An 18,366-nucleotide genomic window follows, 5' to 3' on the forward strand; every position below is an offset into this window, starting at 1 on the left:
TCAGAGCGAGCGTCCGATCAGCAATTTCATGATCTCGTTGGTGCCGCCGTAGATGCGCTGGACGCGGGCGTCGCGGAACATGCGGGCGATCGGATATTCATTCATGTAGCCATAGCCGCCGTGCAATTGAAGGCATTCATCGACGACTTTGCCCTGCAGGTCGGAGAGCCAGTACTTGGCCATCGAGGCCGTTACCGGATCCAGCCCGCTATTGATGTGGCGGGTGACGCAGTCATTGTAGAAGACGCGGCCGATGGTGGCCTCCGTCTTCAATTCAGCCAGCTTGAACTGCGTGTTCTGGAAGTCGATGATCGCCTTGCCGAAAGCCTTGCGCTCCTTGACGTAGTCGATGGTCAGCGCCAGCGCCCGCTCGATCATGGCGATCGCCCCGGTGCCGATCTGCAGCCGCTCCTGCGGCAATTGCTGCATCAGCTGGACGAAGCCCTGTCCCTCTTCATGGCCAAGCAGGTTGGAGGTCGGCACACGCACGTCGTTGAAGAACAGCTCCGATGTGTCGTTGGCCTTCAGCCCGATCTTGTCGAGGTTGCGGCCGCGTTCGAACCCCTCGACTTCATCGGTCTCGATAACGATCAGCGAGGTGCCCTTGGCGCCCTTCTCCGGATCGGTCTTGGTGACGACGATGATGAAGTTCGCCAGCTGGCCGTTGGTGATGAAGGTCTTGGAGCCGTTGATCTTGTATTGGTTGCCGTCCTTCTCGGCACGGGTCTTGACACCCTGCAGGTCGGAACCGGCGCCAGGCTCGGTCATGGCAATGGCGCCGATCAGGTCGCCGGTGGCGAGCTTGGGCAGCCATTTCTTCTTCTGCTCCTCCGAACCGTAATGGAGGATGTAAGGGGCGACGATCGAATTGTGCAGGCCGATGCCGAAGCCATCGACGCCGACATGGCCGATCGCCTCGATGATGGCGCTCTCATGCGCGAAGGTGCCGCCCGAGCCGCCATATTCCTCCGGCATGGACGCGCAGAGCAGGCCGGCGGAACCTGCCTTCAGCCAGCTTTCGCGGTCGACCATCTCGTTCTTCTCGAACTCATCGTAGCGCGGTGCGATCTCCTCCGACATGAAACGGATAGCCATGTCGTAGAGCATGCCGACCTCGTCGGCCGCCCAGGCTGGCTTCGGCAAAGAGAGCACTTCGGCGGGATTTGTCGCCACGATTTCCTCCGCGTATCGACAGACAGACAGGCCAGCGAGGTTGAGTTTAGAACGCTTCCGCCGGCAGGGCCATCAGCGTATCGGCGCCACTAGAAATACGGGCGAGGTGGACCGAGGTTTCCGGCATGATCCGTTCCATGAAGAAGCGCGCCGTCACGACCTTGTTGTCGTAGAAGGCCCCCTTGTCTTCAAGGAAAGAGTGGGAACCGTTGGCGCCGGTCTTGCCCTGCGCCGCCTTGGCCATTTGCGCCCACATGTAGCCCAGCGCCACGAGGCCGAAGAGATGCATGTAGTCGGTCGAGGCCGCACCGGCATTGTCGGGCTTGGCCATGCCGTTCTGCAGCAGCCACATCGTCGCCGCCTGCAAATCATTGAGGCCCTTCTTCAGACCCTTGGTGAAGGGCGCCATCTTTTCGTCCGCGCGGTTTTCCTCGCAGAATTCGCCGACCTCCTTGAAGAAGGCCTGTATGGCGCGGCCGCCGTTCAAGCCGAGCTTGCGGCCGACGAGGTCGAGCGCCTGGATGCCGTTGGCGCCTTCATAGATCATGGCGATGCGGGCATCGCGCACGAACTGGCTCATGCCGTGCTCTTCGATGTAGCCGTGGCCGCCGAACACCTGCTGCGCCATCACCGCGTGGTCGAACCCCTTGTCGGTCAGCACGCCCTTGACCACCGGCGTCATCAGGCCGGTGTAGTCGTCGGCCGCCTGGCGGTCCTTGTCGTCGGCGGAGCGGTGCGCGATGTCGGACTTGATCGCCGTCCACAGCGCCAGCGCGCGGCCGGCCTCGTTGAAAGCCTTCATGGTCATCAGCGAGCGGCGGATGTCGGGATGGACGATGATCGGGTCGGCCTTCTTCTCCGGCGCCTTCGGGCCCGACAGCGAGCGGCCCTGCAAACGGTCCTTGGCGTAGGCGACGGCGTTCTGGTAGGCGATCTCCGACAGCGACAGGCCCTGCAGGCCAACGCCGAGCCGCGCCTCGTTCATCATCGTGAACATCGCCTTCAGGCCGCCATTGGCCTCGCCCAGCAGCGTACCTTCGGCCTTGTCATAGTTCATGACGCAAGTCGAATTGCCGTGGATGCCCATCTTCTCCTCGATGGAACCGCAGGAAACGGTGTTCCTTGTCCCCGGATTGCCCGACGCATCGAGCTTGAGCTTCGGCACGATGAACAGCGAGATGCCCTTGACGCCTTCGGGGGCGCCTTCGATACGGGCCAGCACCAGATGGACGATGTTGTCCGACATGTCGTGCTCACCGGCCGAGATGAATATCTTCTGGCCCGAAATCTTGTAGGTGCCATCGCCGTTCGGCACCGCCTTGGTGCGCAGCAGGCCGAGATCAGTGCCGCAATGCGGCTCGGTCAGGTTCATGGTGCCGGTCCAGGTGCCCTCGACCATCCTGGGCAGCCAGGTCGCCTTCTGCTCGTCGGTGCCGTGGGTGATGATGGCCGCGATCGCACCCTGGGTAAGCCCGGGATACATCATCAGCGACATGTTGGCCGAGACCATGTATTCGGCCACCGCCGTGTGCACGGCATAGGGCAGGCCCTGGCCACCGAACTCGACCGGAGCCGCCAGACCCATCCAGCCACCTTCGCGATACTGGTAGAACGCTTCCTTGAAGCCCTTGGGCGTGGTCACCGAGCCGTCGTCGTGGCGCACGCAGCCTTCCATGTCGCCGACACGGTTGAGCGGATGCATGACGTTCTCGGCGAGCTTGGCCCCTTCGGCGAGAATTGCCTCCAGTACGTCGGGCGTTGCGTCGGCGAATCCGGCAAGGTTCGAATAGCGCTGATAACCCAGCACCTCGTTGAGCACGAACAGCGTGTCCTGGACCGGGGCCCTGTAGATCGGCATGCTTTCCTCCACCATGCGGATAAAGGCCCCGAAATCAAGCCGTGCGCGGCAAGCGGGCCAATGTCGAAGTGGCAATAGCAAATATTGACGTTTGCGTAAACGTCAATATTTTCAATGCGACAAGATTCCGCTGCCACGCGCGCGGAGCCTAGCGTTGCGGCATTGGGCAAGCGAGCGCGAAACGGCAGGCCATGACAGCGAAAAGCCGCGCGGCATGGCCACGCGGCTTTGATGGTGAAGGTCCGACAGTGTCGGAGAGTGGCTTAGCTCGCGACGCTCGCCTGCGGCGTCGAACGCTCGGCCAACATCTGGCGCACCGCCGACATCGAGCCGCCGAGCTCATTGATGGCGTCGTCGATCAGTGCCCGCTGCTTCTGCAGGCGAGCGAGCTGCTTCTCCGACTTGTCCAGCGCCAGCCGCAACTGCTTGGTGTTGGAACCTTTCGGATCGTAGAGGTCCATCATCTGCTTGACGTCGCGCAGCGAGAACCCAACCTTGCGGCCGAGCAGGATCAGCTTCAGCCTGGCCTTGTCGCGGCGCGTATAGAGACGGGTCGAACCGTCGCGCTGCGGGTGGAGCAGGCCTTTGTCTTCGTAGAAGCGCAGCGTGCGCAGCGTCACGCCATACTTTTTGGCCATTTCGCCGATGCGGGAGAGATCCTCGCCGACTTCGACGGATGCATTATTGGTATTGGCCGCGGTCTCGCCGGCCGAGATAAGTTTCATGGTCACTGGCTTCCCCGTCTGGTGGCGTCGCGGTCCCGGACCATGCGTCGCCTGACTGGAAGCGGGGGCGTGCTTCCAGCCGTGGTTTCAACAAACAAATCGCAAAACAGCACAGTTGATGCGCCATTTACGTTTACGTCAATTCTATACCGATAGCCGCCTCATGAGGCAAGGGCGTTCTGAGAACCGTGCTTTATGCCGCACCGGAAATCGAGACCGCCAACTTCCTTGCAACTTCTTAAGCTTGGTTAACGCGTTGTTTACCACGTTGGGCGAAATGTGCGCGTGTCGGCTATCCGTGGTTATCCTGTATCGAATTTTCACGGTTTTTCGGAGCGCGGGGTGAAACCCGGGAAGCTTGTCTTCCACCGTGGCATGGAAGCGCGGTCGCCTCGTTCCGGCAGGGACTTGGGGAGCTGGTCGCAAGCCGGCCAATCTGAAAGACGGACGCACCGATGAACAGCAAGCGGTCCTACTTCGATACACTCAATGCCGGCAGGCAGCGCAAGCCACAGACAACGCTCGAGCAGCTGAACCGCTCGCTGGAGACCCTGGAACAGCGCCTGGGGCAAACGCGTGAAGACGCGATGGCACGGCCCGTTCCTCGCCAATATGGCGCCGACCCGCGTTACCCCGCCGCCGAACCGCGTTATCCCGCCGCGCAGCCGACGGCCCAGCAGCGCTGGTATGAGGATCCGCAGCCGGCACCGCGTGCGCACAACCCGGCGCCCTCGCCTGGCTTCGACCAGAATTACCAGGCAATCGCGCGCGACATCGACCGCGTGCGCGGCCAGGAAGACAGCGTCGCGATGGTCGGCAAGATCGCGGGCGAGCTGCGCGGCATGCGCGAGGAACTGCGCCACCAGGTGACTTCAGGCCTGCAGCGCGAATTCGACGCGCTGCGCAAGGACATCGACCGCGCCTTCCAGGCGAACGCCAAGCCCGGCGCGACGGGCAAGGGCAGCGCCGAACTCGGCGTGGAATTCGAGCGGCTGTCCGGCGCCATCAAATCGCTGTCGGAGAAGAGTGACGACAGGGGCGTCAACCTGCTGCGACTGGAACTCGAGCAGGTCAAGGCCGCGCTCGAGACGCTGGCGCGCGAGGAGAGCGTGCAGAAGGTCGACCGCCGCTGGGACGATTTCGATCGCCGCTGGACGGCTTTCGAGGACCGCGTCGACGCCGACCAGCGCAAGCGCTCCGACGATCCCGCCCTTGCGGCCCTGACCGACCGGCTGGAGCAGATCAGCAACGCCGTCAACAACCTGCCGGAATCGCTGTCGCTGCGTTCGCTGGAGGAAAAGGTCCGCACACTGGCTGGGGCGGTCGACCATTTCGCCAGCCAGCAGGACAATCGCGGCGGCGGCACGCTGGCCATGATCGACGAGCGGCTGGACGAGATTTCCCGCGCCATCGTAGCCTCGACAGTCGCCGCACAGGCCAATTCAATCGATCACGAAGCCTTCGAGCGCATCGAGAAGCGAATCGACTCGCTCGCCCAGCAGATCGAGGAAGTGGCGCAGGACCGTCCCGGCAATGTCGTGGTCGACCGGCTGAACACGCTGTCGAGCCGGGTCGATGACCTCGCCGGCCGCGCCAACCTGCCGGAGCAGGCGATGGAACGGCTCGCCAAGCAGATCGCGCTGATCGCCGACAAGATCGATCAGGCGCCGGCCATGCCCGACGCCGACTACATCTTCCACGGGCTTGAGCAGCGCTTCGACGTGCTGTCCGGCATGATGGAGCGTCGCCAGGGCGACGCCATCGAACAGGGCAACATGCTGTTTCGCGATCTCGAGCGCCGGCTGGACGAGGTTGCCGACCGGCTGGATCAGCGCAGCATGGCGCAGGTCGACAGCGCCGGCATCATGGACGCCATCGACGCCCGCTTCACCGCACTGGCCAAGCGCATGGAAACGCGCGCTCCCGATCCAGCCGGCGAGGCGGCGATCCGCGGGCTGGAAAGCCGGCTCGAGGACATTTCAAGCAGGCTGGACGCTTCGGCGGCTCAAGTGGCCGGCATCGATCCGGCGCTGATCCGCAGCCTGGAGGCGCAGGTCGCCGGCCTGTCGGCGCATCTTTCCAAGCCCAGCACGCCGCTGCCGGATTTCGAGGACATCAGCCCGCGCCTCAACGAAATCGAAAAAGCGCTGGCTGGGACCCGCGATTCCATCCTCGGGGCCGCACGCGAGGCGGCTGAGAACGCGGTGCGCTCGCTGGCCGGAACGAGCACCAATACAGCCGCGGTATCTGGCCTCGCCCAGGACCTGAAGACGCTGGAGACATTGACGCGGCGTTCCGACGAGCGCAATTCGCGCACCTTCGAGGCCATTCACGATACACTGCTCAAGATCGTCGACAGGCTGGGTTCGCTGGAAACCAGCGACTCGTCCGAAGCGGTAAGCGAACTCCTCGACGCGGCTCCGACCGAACCGAGCGGCTGGCGTGGCGCACGGCGGCCCAAGATGGCCGTGAACGCACCGTCGATGACAATGGACGAGCCGCAGCCGCTGACCGGCATGGCCGATCTGGACGCGCGTGCCGCGGCCATATTGCGCGCCGAGCCCGGCGAGCCGGCACTGCACGTTGAAACGGGCTTGTCTGCCCGGCCGGGCGCGCGCTCACCCGCGGAAGCAGCAGCCGCCGCCGCGATGGCCGCACTCGGTTCCGACGCCACCGCCGGAAAGGACCAGCCTGCTGGCCGCAGGTCGATGTTCGGCGGGCTGGCGCGCGCCTTCAAGGGCAAGAAGCCTGCGGATGTTCCGCCGCTGGCCGGCTCGGCGCCGAGCGCCGATGTCCCGAGTGTCGATCTCGACGAGCCGCTCGACCCGAGAGTCGCCAACCGCCCGCTGGAGCCCGGCTCCGGCGCGCCCGACCTCAATGCCATCATGAAGCGCGTGCGCGATGAGCGCGGACAACCGGCAAAGCCCGGCGACAGCGACGCGGCGAAGTCGGATTTCATCGCCGCTGCCCGACGCGCGGCGCAGGCGGCCGCGGCCGAAGCCGACGCCCTGAAGCGCCAGTCGACGATGAAAGGCCCGGTCAAGGCGCTCAGGATAGGCGACCTGCTCAAGGCGCGGCGCAAGCCGATCCTGATGGCTGCGGCAGCGATCATGCTGGCGCTTGCCGGCCTGCAGCTCGGCAAGGCGTTTCTTTCGGATCCCGCCCAGGTGGCAAATAACGACACGGCCCCGATCGTCGCCTCGCAGCCGGTGAAGACGGCATCTGTCGATACCGCCAGCCAGCCGAAGACCGAAGTCCAGCCGGCGGCGACAGATATCGCGCCGGCCCCTGCCGTCAGGCAGGCCGAACAATCCGCGCCGGCAAGCAAGGACGACATGACGGCGCAGACCGTCATGGCCATGCCGTCCGATGCGGACGCGATGCCGGATACAGCATCCGCCGCCAGGCCCGCTCCGGCGCCGGTCGCGCCGGCCGTGGCTTCCGGCCCGAGCACAGCCGCTCCCGACGCGATGGCTTTGGCCGCGCCGGCGCCGGTCGCCCCGATGACCGCTGCTCCTACCATGACGGATCCGGCACCCGCCGCCATCGCCGGCGGTACGCAGGCGGATGCCGATGCCCAACCGGCCCCTGCCGCGCCAGTCGCGACCGAGGCAACGGCCAACGACACGACTGGCACCGTTGCGCCCGTGGACAAGGCGGCGGCGACAGCCGCGACCAAGTTCGACATCCCGGCAGATGCCGGCCCGGCCGCCTTGCGTGACGCCGCCGGCGGTGGCGACGCCAAGGCATTGTTCGAGGTCGGCTCGCGCTACGCCGAGTCGCGCGGCGTCAAGGAAGACATGGCGGTGGCCGCCAGATGGTATGAGAAGTCGGCGGAACTCGGCTTCGCGCCGGCCGAATACCGCATTGGCAATTTCTACGAGAAGGGCATCGGCGTCGCGCGCGACATCAAGAAGTCGAAGACCTGGTACCAGCTCGCCGCCGCGCAGGGCAACGCCAGCGCCATGCACAATCTGGCGGTGCTGTTCGCCATGGCCGCCGATGGCGCGACCGACAATCAATCGGCAGCGCACTGGTTCCAGGAGGCCGCCGACCTCGGCGTCAAGGACAGCCAGTTCAATCTCGGCATCCTCGCCGCCAAGGGCGTCGGCATGAAGCAGAACCTGGAGGAATCCTACAAATGGTTCGCGCTGGTCGCCAAGACCGGTGACAAGGATGCCGCGGCCAAGCGCGACGAGATCGCCAATGCGCTGCGGCCCGAGCAGCTCGAGCGGGCGCGCGCAGCGACCGAATTGTGGAAGGCCAAGCCGCTCAACGCGGCGGCCAATTCGGTGGACATTCCTGAATCCTGGCAGGAAGGCACGCCGCAGACGACCGCCGGCATCGACATGAAGAAGGCGGTCAAGAACATCCAGCTCATCCTCAACAAGAACGGCTATGACGCCGGCGGTGCCGACGGCGTGATGGGCGGGAAGACCAAGAACGCGATCATCGCTTTCCAGACCGCCAACAAGCTGCCGGCGACCGGCGCGGTCGACGAGAAACTGGTCAAGGCATTGCTGGCGCGCAAATAACGGCAGAAGCGTCGTTTCCACGACGCCCTTGCCATATATTTGCCTGTTAACTGATTGAGTTGTCTTTTTGTTTCGGCGCGGTGGCGGGATTTGACCCCGCTGCCGCGTCGTCGCAAGAGAAAATTGGCTTTTCGATGCGATACTGTCCGCAACGGCTTTATTCGCCGACAGGCAAACTGATCGAGACTGACGGGTGGGCATCTATCTCCCGATCGCGGAAATTTCCGTCAACGTCTTCGTGCTGCTGGCCATGGGAGCCGCGGTGGGCTTTCTGTCGGGCATGTTCGGGGTGGGTGGCGGCTTCCTCATCACACCGCTCTTGATCTTCTACAACATCCCCCCGGCGATCGCGGTCGCCACCGGCGCCAACCAAGTCATCGCTTCTTCCGTCTCCGGCGTCCTTTCGCACATGAAGCGAGGCACACTCGACTTCAAGCTCGGCGGCGTGCTCCTGGCCGGCGGCATCGTCGGGTCCACCGCCGGCATTTACGTGTTCGGCTTCCTGCGCAGGCTCGGCCAGCTCGACCTGTTCATCTCGCTGCTCTACGTCGTGCTGCTCGGCACCGTCGGCGGGCTGATGCTGGTCGAAAGCATCAACGCGCTGCGCGCCACGCGCAGCGGGGCGGCACCGGTGCTGAAGAAATCCGGCCAGCACAACTGGATCCACCGCCTGCCGCTGAAGATGCGCTTCCGCGCGTCGAAACTGTTCGTCAGCGTCATTCCGGTGCTCGGGCTTGGCGCCGGTATCGGCTTCCTGTCGTCGATCATGGGCGTCGGCGGCGGCTTCATCATGGTGCCGGCGCTGATCTATCTGTTGAAAGTGCCGACCAACGTCGTCATCGGCACCTCGCTGTTCCAGATCATCTTCACCTCCGCCTACACGACGCTGGTTCACGCCACCACCAACCAGACCGTCGATGTGATGCTGGCCTTCCTCTTGATGGCCGGCGGCGTGGCCGGGGCACAATATGGCGCCAAGGCCGGCCAGCGGCTGCGCGGCGAGCAATTGAGAGCCCTGTTGGCGCTGCTGGTGCTGGCGGTGGCGATCCGACTCGCTACCGATCTGTTCGTCACGCCACCCAACCTTTATTCGCTGTCCGGCGCGGGCCTCAACTGATGAATGGCCCGATAGCGCTCGCAACCGTCGCTCTCCTGTCCCTGACCGCCGCCGCGCCGGCGAAGGCGCAAACGCCGCTGACGGAAGGCATCCAGATCGGCCTCTCCACCGACGCGGTGTCGATCACAGCCGGTTTTTCCGGCGCCGACCTGACCATTTTCGGTTCGCTGGAAAATCCCGACCCACTGGTGGCGCGCCAGGGTCGTTACGACGTCATCGTCGTGCTCGAAGGGCCACCAAAACCGGTGGTGGTGCGCCGCAAGGACCGGGTGCTGGGCGTCTGGGTCAATCTGGATTCCGAGACCTTCGAGAACGTGCCGGTGTCTTATTCTGTGGCGACGACGCGGCCGTTGCAGGACATCACCGAACCCAATAGCTACAAGCAACTGTCGCTCGGCGCCTCCAACCTTTACATGCAGCCCGCCGATGCCGGTGACAGTCCGGCGACGATCGAGGAGTTCACGGCGGCGCTGCGCGAGCGCAAGGCCGCCGCCGGCCTCTACAGCGAGAATGTCGGCGGCGTGCAATTCCTGTCGCAGAACCTGTTTCGCGCCACCGTCAGGCTGGCGCCTAATGTGTCGGTCGGCACGCACAAGGCGCGCGCGTTCCTATTCAAGAGCGGCCTCTTCGTGAAGGAGAGTTCGGCGCAACTCGAAATCCGCAAATCGGGCTTCGAACAATCGATCTTCCGCGTCGCCCACGACTATTCGTTCCTCTACGGCGTGTTCGCCATATCGCTGGCCATGGTGACGGGCTGGCTCGGCCGGCTGGTGTTCCGCAAAGATTGATGCTGCGGGAAAAGAGGGGTTCCCCTTTTCCCCGCCATGCGATAAACCGCCGCCTCCCAGCCCAGGGGCAAACACGCACATACAATTCGCAAGAGCGGTCCGGGATGACAGCGCGATACGCCGCCGCTGTTTTGCCGCCGTGAAACAATGACAGGAGGCTGCAATGCATCAGGCATTCGGCGGCATCGACTTCGGCACGTCCAATTCCACGGTGGGCGTGATCCGGAACGGCAAGGCGCGGCTAGTCGCGCTGGAGGGCGAACAACCCACTTTGCCAAGCGCCGTGTTCTTCAACTTCGAGGACGGCCATACCTATTTCGGCCGTCGCGCGATCGGCGATTATACCGACAGCATCGAAGGCCGCCTGATGCGCTCTTTGAAGAGCGTGCTCGGCAGTTCGCTCGCCCACGAGAAGACGCGTATCAAGGCGCGCCAGATCGGCTTCATCGACATTATCGGCCTGTTCATCGGTCATCTGAGGACGCGGCTGGAGGCGGACGCCGGCGGCGTGGTGGAGAGCGTGGTGCTCGGCCGCCCGGTGCAGTTCGTCGATGACGATGCGCAAGCCGACGCGGAGGCGCAAGGCGAACTCGAGAAGGCTGCCCGCGCCCAGGGCTTCAAGCATATCGCTTTCCAGTTCGAGCCGATCGCCGCGGCGCTCGACTACGAGCAGAAGGTGACGCGCGAGGAATTGGCGCTGATCATCGACATGGGCGGCGGCACCTCGGATTTCTCGATCGTGCGGGTCTCGCCGGAGCGCTCGCGATCGACCGACCGCAAGGACGATATCCTGGCCAGCCGCGGCATCCATATCGGCGGTACCGATTTCGACCGGTTGCTGAGCATCGCCCATGTCATGCCGCAGCTCGGCTACCTCTCCGCGACCAAGGACGGCAAACGCAATCTGCCGGCCAGCTACTTCATCGATCTCGCCACATGGCAGCGGATCAACCTGGTCTACACCGCCAAGGCGATGACGCATCTGCGCCAGATCCGCTACGAGGCCGTGCGCGCCGACCTGGTCGACCGTTTCATCCACATCGTCGAGCACCGCTACGGGCACGCTCTGGCGGCACTGGTCGAGAAAGCCAAGATAGAACTGACCGACAGGTCATCGGCGGACGTGGCGGTGAAGCTGCCGGACGTGGCATTCTCCGCCGGGATCACGCGCGAGGGGCTGGAGGCCACGATCGCGCGGGATATCGAGCGGGTCACCGAAACGGTGGCGCAGACCATCCGCGACGCGCAGGTGAAGCCGTCCGACATCACCGCGGTGTTCCTGACCGGCGGATCGACGGCGATCCCGCTGGCAAGGCGGGAAATCCTGTCGCTGGTGCCGCAGGCTTCCGTCATCGACGGCGATATGTTCGGATCGGTCGGGCTTGGCCTGGCGCTCGACGCGCAGCGGAAGTTCGGCTGATCCTACCCTGACCCGTTCATATCCGCAGCCAGATGCGCCTTCAGCGCCATCTGGGCCAGGCTTGCCTGACGGTCACGATGGGTGATCATGGCGAAGTCGCGCTTCGGCAATTCGATCGGCACGGCTCTCAGGCTCCCCTCGGCGACCGCACGCCCGACGACGAGCTCCGAAATGATGGTCGCGCCGGCGCCCGCCTCGACGGCCTGACGAACCGCCTCGTTGCTGGGCAGCACCAGGAATATCCTGAGGTCGGCAAGCGAAATCCCCTCGCGGCGCGCCAGATCCTCCAGCACCTCGCGCGTGCCGGAGCCGCCCTCGCGGATGATCCAGCGCAGGCCGGTGATGTCGGGGCGGCCCGGCGCGGTTTCGACGATCTTGGGATGGGAGCTGGCAACGACCAGCATCAGCCGGTCGGTATCGACCTTGGCGCGGCGCAATATGTCGGATTCGGTGCGCCCTTCGACCAGGCCGAGATCGGCGGTTCCATCGAGCACGCTGGCCTCGACCTGCCTTGTGTTGCCGATGGTGACGCTAAGCCTGACGGCCGGGTGCGCCTCGTGGAAGGAGGCCAGCCGGCGCGGCAGCCAATAGCTGGCGATGGTCAGGCTGGCGGCGATGGAGAGGCTGCCGGCGACCGTCTGCGAAACATGTTCCAGCACATTGCGGGCGGCGGCGGCCCGCTCCAGCACGGCCTTGGCCTCGGGCAGGAACCGGTGGCCGGTCTGGGCCAGCTCGATGTTGCGGCCGACGCGGTTGAACAGATGGACGCCATGCTGCTCTTCCAGCGCGCGAATAGCCGCCGACGCGGCCGATTGGGAAATGCCCAGGAGCTTGGCTGCCTTGGTCATGTGGCCGCGCTCGGCGACGGCGACGAAAATGCGCAACTGATCCAGGGTCATGCGCGCATTAAGAACCAATATCGATCGAATTTACAAGAACAACTGATTAGACGGATCGATAGCTTTATTCTACTTTTTCGGAAGAAGTTAGAAAAAATTCGCCAGTGGATCGCGAAGGATAAAATGATCGGGCGGTTCAGATCCCTGGTTGCGCATTGGACCCGCGGCATCCGACGGCGGTTGGCCGGTGATCGATACCACCCGGAAGAGCATTACATGCGCGGCCCCGGGCCGAAGACGCGAGCCAAATCCGCCGGCCGCGCGAGCAGCACGGGATGATGATGCAAGGACCGCCGCGCGGCGCCAATTCAGCCCCTTCGCAACGCCAGCTTGCCGACACGCGAGCTCCCGACGAAGGCGACAGCGTCGACACCTCGCCTGACGTTTCCGACAGCATCGCCAAGACGACCTGCTATATGTGCGCTTGCCGCTGCGGCATCGACGTGCATATCAAGGACGGCAAGGTCCGCTACATCAACGGCAACAAGGATCATCCGGTCAATCGCGGCGTGATCTGCGGCAAGGGCAGCTCCGGCATCATGCAGCACTACAGCCCGGCCAGGCTGAAGAAGCCATTGCTGCGCACCGGCCCACGAGGCTCGGGCGAGTTCCGCGAGATCGAATGGGAGGAAGCCTTCTCGATCGCCATTGAAAGGCTGTCGGATATCCGCCGCACCGATCCTAAAAAAAAACTCGCCTTCTTCACCGGGCGTGACCAGTCGCAATCCTTGACAGGCTGGTGGGCGAGCCAGTTCGGCACGCCTAACTTCGCAGCCCATGGCGGCTTCTGTTCGGTGAACATGGCGGCCGGGGGCCTTTACACGATCGGCGGCTCGTTCTGGGAGTTCGGCGAGCCCGATTGGGACAACACGAAATACTTCATGCTGTTCGGCGTCGCCGAGGACCATGACTCCAACCCGATCAAGATCGGGCTGGGCAAGCTCAAGGCGCGCGGCGCCAAGGTGGTCTCGATCAATCCGTGCCGGACCGGCTACAATGCGATCGCCGACGACTGGATCGGCATCCGGCCCGGAACCGACGGCCTGTTCGTGTTCGCGCTGATCCACGAATTGTTGAAGGCGGGCCGCGTCGATCTCGATTATCTGCTCCGCTACACCAACGCGCATGTCCTGGTCATTCAGGAACCGGGCGCGGCCGATGACGGGTTGTTCGTGCGCGACAGCGACGGCAATCCGCTGGCATGGGACAGGGTGGCGAAGCGTCCGGTGAACGCCACCGATGCCGATGCCAAACCGGCACTGACCGGCAGCTGCGATGTCGATGGCCGCCGCTGCGTGCCGGTGTTCCAGCTCATTGCGGACCGCTATCTCGACGAGAGCTATGCACCCGATGCGGTCGCGGAGCGTTGCGGCATCTCCGCCGGAACGATCCGCCGGATCGCCGCCGAATTGGCCCACGTCGCCTTCGAACAGGCAATCGAACTGCCGGTTGCATGGACCGACTGGGCGGGTCGCCGGCATGAGACGATCAAGGGACGCCCCGTTTCGATGCACGCGATGCGCGGCATCTCGGCCCATTCCAACGGCTTTCATACCTGCCGCGCCATCCACCTGCTGCAGGTTCTGCTGGGTACGGTGGACGTGCCGGGCGGCTTCCGCTTCAAGCCGCCCTACCCCAGATCCGCCCCGCCGGGTCCGAAGCCGTGCGGCAAGGACGTGAGGCCGATGACGCCGCTCGACGGCATGCCGCTCGGTTTCGTTTGCGGGCCCGATGATCTGCTGGTCGACGAAGCGGGCACGCCGCTGCGCATCGACAAAGCCTATTCCTGGGATTCGCCGCTTGCGGCGCATGGCCTGATGCACACCGTCATCCGCAACGCCTGGGCCGGCGATCCCTACAAGATCGACACGCTGATGATGTACATGTCGAACATGGCCTGGAATTCCTCGATGAACACGGTCGAGACCATGGCCATGCTCACCGATCATGATGAAGCGGGCAACTACAGGATCCCCTTCATCATCTATTCCGACGCCTACTACTCCGAGACCGTGCCGTTCGCCGACCTCGTCCTGCCCGACACCACCTATCTCGAGCGTCATGACTGCATCAGCCTGCTCGACCGGCCGATCAGCCATGCCGACGGACCGGGCGACGCCATCCGCCATCCGGTCGTCGAGCCCGACCGCGACGTCAGACCGTTCCAGTCGGTGCTGATCGAACTCGGCGCGCGGCTTGGCTTACCCGGCTTCGTCGATGACGACGGCTCGGCGAAGTACCGCGACTACGCCGACTACATCGTCAATCATGAACGTACGCCCGGCATCGGCCCGCTCGCCGGCTGGCGCGGCAAGGATGAAACCTCGATCGGCAAGGGCGACGTCAACCCCAACCAGTTGCAACGCTACATCGACAATGGCGGTTTCTGGCACCACGACTTCGCCGACGACCAGCGCTACTACAAGATGGCCAACCGCTCCTATCTCGATTTCGCGGTGCAACTGGGCTTCATCCCCAAGGCCGAGCCGATCGTCTTCCAGCTCTATTCCGAACCGATGCAACGTTTTCGGCTGGCCGCGCGCGGCCATGGTCGGGTGGTGCCGCCGCAGACGCAGCGCGAGCGCGTCGAGACCTACATGGACCCGCTGCCGTTCTGGTACATGCCATTCGAGGAAGCGGCCGTCGACCTTGGAAAATATCCGCTGCACGCGCTGACGCAGCGGCCGATGCACATGTACCATTCCTGGGGTTCGCAAAACGCGTGGTTGCGGCAGATCACCAGCCAGAACCGGCTGTTCGTACATCACCGGACCGCAGCCGCCCTCGGCCTCGCCGATGACGACTGGGTGTGGATCGAGAGCATCAACGGCAAGGTGAAGGGGCAGATCAAGCTGGTCGACGGGGTGAACGAAAGCACGGTCTGGACCTGGAACGCGATCGGCAAAAGGCGCGGCACCTGGGGGCTGAAGGACGATGCCGCCGAGAGCAATCGCGGCTTCCTGCTCAACCACATCATCGGTGACCAGACTTCTGCTGACGCCAGCGGCAAACGCTATTCAAATTCCGATCCGGTCACGGGACAGGCTGCGTGGTTCGATCTGCGCGTCCGCATCGTCAAATGCGCGGCTGAAGAGGCCGGCTTCACCGAACCGCAATTCGAGCGTTTTCACCAGCCACCGCACCTCGAGCCCTCCCCGGACAAGCTCACTTTCGGCGCCGGGTTCCGGCAGGCAAGAGAGGCGGCCGAATGACCTGTCTTCCAAATCGAGGCGGCAAGAAGCTTGGCCTCGTCATCGACCTCGACACCTGTGTTGGGTGCCAGGCCTGCGTCACCGCCTGCAAGGAGTGGAATGCCGGCGGCCACATGGCGCCGCTGACCGACATCGACCCCTATGGCGGCCATGCCGACGGGGTCTGGTTCAACCGCGTGCACAGTTACGAGCACATCACCGAGATGGGGGGGCGCACGGTGAACTTCCCGCGCTCCTGCCTGCATTGCGAGACGCCGGCCTGCGTCACCGTCTGCCCGACGGGCGCCTCCTACAAGCGGGCCTCCGATGGCATCGTACTGATCGACGAGGACAAGTGCATCGGCTGCAAATTGTGCAGCTGGGCTTGCCCCTACGGCGCGCGCGAATTCGACACGGATGTCGGCGTGATGAAGAAATGCACGCTCTGCGTCGACCGCATCTACAACGACAATCTGGCCGAAGGGGACCGCGTGCCGGCCTGCGTCGCCGCCTGCCCGACCAGCGCCCGGCATTTCGGCGACCTCGGCGATCCCCAATCCCCGGTTTCGCAACTGGTGGCGGAGCGCGGCGGTGTCGACCTGATGCCGGAACTCGGCTACCGCCCGACCAACAAATACCTGCCGCCGCGCGCTCACACACAGCGCGCCGCATCGGTAGCCGCTCCCGCGCTGGAGCCGGTACGGGCCGAGGGCGATTTCCTTGGCTGGGTCGACCGCATGCTTTCGAGCTGACCGTCCATGCATCCAGCTTTTTCGGTCGTTTTCTTCACCACTGCCACGGGTGCCGGCTATGGGCTGCTCGCGCTGCTCGGCGTGCTCGGCCCGCTCGGCTTCATCGCACCCGATTTCTGGCCGGGCTTCGTCGGCATGGGGCTGGCGCTCGGCCTGATCACCGCCGGCCTGTTGTCGTCGACCGGGCATCTCGGCCGACCCGAACGTGCCTGGCGGGCGTTCTCGCAATGGCGCAGTTCATGGTTGTCACGCGAAGGCGTCGCCTCGGTCGCCACCTTCATTCCCGCAGGCCTTTTCGGGATCGGCTGGATCTTCCTTGGCCGCCTCGATGGCTGGGTGGCGGCCACAGGCGTTCTGGCCACCGTCGGCGCCATGGCCACCGTGTGCATGACCGGCATGATCTATGCCTCGCTGAAGCCGATTGCGCAGTGGCACAGCCCCTACACCTTGCCCGGCTATCTCATCTTCTCGGCGATGAGCGGCAGTGTGCTTGTCAACGCCCTGCTGCAAGGCTTTGCGCTCGGCTCAACGATCCCGCTTGCAGCTTCCGTACTGCTCACCCTGCTTGGCTGGGGCTGGAAGCTGGCGACCTGGCGTTACAACGACCAGCTTGAAATCCAGACCAATGCCAACACCGCGACTGGGCTCGCCGGCGGCACTGTACGATCCCTGGAATGGCCGCATACCGAGGAAAACTACCTGCTCAAGGAAATGGGCTTCCGCATCGCGCGCAAGCACAGCGCGAAGTTGCGCCGGGTCACGCAGGCGCTGGCCTTCGGTTTGCCAATCCTGCTGCTGATCGCCGCCTTCGCCTTGCCGTGGCCGTTTGCGGCGGTGTCGTCGGCGCTCGCCGCGATCGTCCAGTTCGCCGGCATGCTGGTCGAACGCTGGCTGTTCTTCGCCGAAGCCAAGCACACGGTCATGCTCTATTACGGGCGATAGAGGGTAAGACGCTGGGCCAAGCATAATCTTGATCCGAACCCGGAAATGAAAAACGTGACAGAATGCCCAAGCGTGCCGGCTGGTTGGCGGATAGCCGCGAATCCCAACATTGACTTGGGCTGGGACGTCAATGATTTTGTTGTCGTTCGATAGCGTCGTCGCAGGACCAACATTAGGAGATCAAGTGACGAACTCCACTGCTGCCTCTAGTTCAGCATCACTGTTCCCATGGGCGTTTTGCTTTGCCTGGATCTTGGTTTTTTTACCTCACAATTCTTTGGCAGGCGGCGTCGAAGCCGACGCCGCCTTTGAAGCGAAGAACTATACAGAAGCGTACAAAGAATGGGCGGCTCTCGCCCAAAAAGGCGATGTTACTGGACAATTCAATGTCGGTTTTCTGTATTCCAGGGGACTTGGTGTTCCACTGGATTATTCCAAAGCTGCGGAATGGTGGGGTAAGGCGGCGGATCAGGACATGGCAGTGGCTGAGTTAAATCTTGGACTTTTGTATTCCTGGGGTAAGGGCGTTCCGCTGGATGACACCAAAGCGGCGGAGCTATGGCGCAGGGCGGCGATCCAGGGTTTGTCAGAAGCTCAGCAATATCTTGGATATGTGTATTCCGTCGGGAAGGGAGTGCCCCAAAGTGGGGCGGACGCAACTCTTTGGTTAACCAGAGCAGCGGAGCAGGGTAACGTTGACGCGCAAATTAATCTCGGCGCCGCTTATCTAACCGGCGAAATTGTAGATAAAAACCCCAAGCTGGCCTTTCATTGGTACGAAAGGGCTGCGCAACTGAACAATGGCAAGGCCCAATTCAACGTGGGATTGATGTATCTTAAAGGCGTTGGAGTTGAGCAGAATGCAGACGTTGCGGTCCAATGGCTGAAACGCTCGGCAGCCCAGGGATACCATGGCGCGGAAGAAGCGCTTGATCGCGTTCAAGCTGCGCTTAAGAAAACTTGAGC

12 protein-coding genes are annotated in these 18,366 nt (G+C 63.7%); 8 read left to right on the plus strand and 4 right to left on the minus strand.

What is annotated here, in order from left to right; translation table 11 throughout:
• From M653_RS0103155 to M653_RS0103165, 3 genes are all read right to left on the minus strand, one after another.
• Entirely contained in the window at window positions 1-1,173 is a 1,173-nt protein-coding gene (locus tag M653_RS0103155; RefSeq protein ID WP_027141982.1) for an acyl-CoA dehydrogenase family protein, read from the minus strand.
• 46 nt (window positions 1,174-1,219) lie between these two features.
• Window positions 1,220-3,031, minus strand: coding sequence for an acyl-CoA dehydrogenase (locus M653_RS0103160; RefSeq protein ID WP_027141983.1), 1,812 nt, complete (start codon window positions 3,029-3,031; stop codon window positions 1,220-1,222).
• Between the two features lie 263 nt (window positions 3,032-3,294).
• Window positions 3,295-3,756, minus strand: a complete 462-nt coding sequence (locus tag M653_RS0103165) for a MerR family DNA-binding transcriptional regulator (RefSeq protein WP_084636389.1) — start codon at window positions 3,754-3,756, stop codon at window positions 3,295-3,297.
• Window positions 3,757-4,211: 455 nt separating this feature from the next.
• Here M653_RS0103165 and M653_RS0103170 point away from each other — a divergent pair, with 455 nt between their 5' ends.
• From M653_RS0103170 to M653_RS0103185, 4 genes are all read left to right on the plus strand, one after another.
• Window positions 4,212-8,291, plus strand: coding sequence for a peptidoglycan-binding protein (locus tag M653_RS0103170; protein WP_027141985.1), 4,080 nt, complete (start codon window positions 4,212-4,214; stop codon window positions 8,289-8,291).
• A gap of 193 nt (window positions 8,292-8,484) precedes the next feature.
• Window positions 8,485-9,408 carry a sulfite exporter TauE/SafE family protein gene (locus M653_RS0103175; RefSeq protein WP_027141986.1) on the plus strand — a complete coding sequence of 308 codons (924 nt, stop codon included), beginning with the start codon at window positions 8,485-8,487 and terminating at the stop codon, window positions 9,406-9,408.
• On the plus strand, window positions 9,408-10,196 hold the full coding sequence (locus tag M653_RS0103180) for a TIGR02186 family protein (RefSeq protein WP_027141987.1): 789 nt from the start codon (window positions 9,408-9,410) through the stop codon (window positions 10,194-10,196). Before M653_RS0103175 ends, M653_RS0103180 begins: the two co-directional genes overlap by 1 nt.
• A gap of 163 nt (window positions 10,197-10,359) precedes the next feature.
• On the plus strand, window positions 10,360-11,616 hold the full coding sequence (locus tag M653_RS0103185) for an Hsp70 family protein (RefSeq protein WP_027141988.1): 1,257 nt from the start codon (window positions 10,360-10,362) through the stop codon (window positions 11,614-11,616).
• Window positions 11,617-11,618: 2 nt separating this feature from the next.
• On the opposite strand, the gene M653_RS0103190 is transcribed toward M653_RS0103185, so the two are convergent.
• Window positions 11,619-12,515, minus strand: a complete 897-nt coding sequence (locus M653_RS0103190; RefSeq protein ID WP_027141989.1) for a LysR family transcriptional regulator — start codon at window positions 12,513-12,515, stop codon at window positions 11,619-11,621.
• A gap of 278 nt (window positions 12,516-12,793) precedes the next feature.
• Between M653_RS0103190 and M653_RS0103200 the strand changes: the two genes are divergently transcribed.
• From M653_RS0103200 to M653_RS01000000132005, 4 genes are all read left to right on the plus strand, one after another.
• Window positions 12,794-15,727, plus strand: a complete 2,934-nt coding sequence (locus M653_RS0103200) for a molybdopterin oxidoreductase family protein (protein ID WP_027141990.1) — start codon at window positions 12,794-12,796, stop codon at window positions 15,725-15,727.
• Window positions 15,724-16,458 carry a 4Fe-4S dicluster domain-containing protein gene (locus tag M653_RS0103205; RefSeq protein ID WP_027141991.1) on the plus strand — a complete coding sequence of 245 codons (735 nt, stop codon included), beginning with the start codon at window positions 15,724-15,726 and terminating at the stop codon, window positions 16,456-16,458. Before M653_RS0103200 ends, M653_RS0103205 begins: the two co-directional genes overlap by 4 nt.
• 6 nt (window positions 16,459-16,464) lie before the next feature.
• Window positions 16,465-17,400: a DmsC/YnfH family molybdoenzyme membrane anchor subunit gene (locus tag M653_RS0103210; protein ID WP_027141992.1), complete on the plus strand. Its 936-nt coding sequence runs from the start codon at window positions 16,465-16,467 to the stop codon at window positions 17,398-17,400.
• Window positions 17,401-17,584: 184 nt separating this feature from the next.
• Window positions 17,585-18,364 carry a tetratricopeptide repeat protein gene (locus M653_RS01000000132005; protein WP_198028699.1) on the plus strand — a complete coding sequence of 260 codons (780 nt, stop codon included), beginning with the start codon at window positions 17,585-17,587 and terminating at the stop codon, window positions 18,362-18,364.
• Window positions 18,365-18,366: the final 2 nt, after the last annotated feature.

It is taken from the genome of Mesorhizobium sp. WSM3626 (assembly GCF_000513935.1).
GTDB lineage: Bacteria > Pseudomonadota > Alphaproteobacteria > Rhizobiales > Rhizobiaceae > Mesorhizobium > Mesorhizobium salmacidum.

Bases quoted from the DNA above. Each gene is read 5' to 3' on its own strand.
- M653_RS0103200 (WP_027141990.1), top strand. From the start codon at position 12,794: ATGATGCAAGGACCGCCGCGCGGCGCCAATTCAGCCCCTTCGCAACGC.
- M653_RS0103210 (WP_027141992.1), top strand. From the start codon at position 16,465: ATGCATCCAGCTTTTTCGGTCGTTTTCTTCACCACTGCCACGGGTGCC.
- M653_RS0103190 (WP_027141989.1), bottom strand. From the start codon at position 12,515: ATGACCCTGGATCAGTTGCGCATTTTCGTCGCCGTCGCCGAGCGCGGC.
- M653_RS0103180 (WP_027141987.1), top strand. From the start codon at position 9,408: ATGAATGGCCCGATAGCGCTCGCAACCGTCGCTCTCCTGTCCCTGACC.
- M653_RS0103170 (WP_027141985.1), top strand. From the start codon at position 4,212: ATGAACAGCAAGCGGTCCTACTTCGATACACTCAATGCCGGCAGGCAG.
- M653_RS0103185 (WP_027141988.1), top strand. From the start codon at position 10,360: ATGCATCAGGCATTCGGCGGCATCGACTTCGGCACGTCCAATTCCACG.
- M653_RS0103165 (WP_084636389.1), bottom strand. From the start codon at position 3,756: ATGAAACTTATCTCGGCCGGCGAGACCGCGGCCAATACCAATAATGCA.
- M653_RS0103160 (WP_027141983.1), bottom strand. From the start codon at position 3,031: ATGCCGATCTACAGGGCCCCGGTCCAGGACACGCTGTTCGTGCTCAAC.
- M653_RS0103205 (WP_027141991.1), top strand. From the start codon at position 15,724: ATGACCTGTCTTCCAAATCGAGGCGGCAAGAAGCTTGGCCTCGTCATC.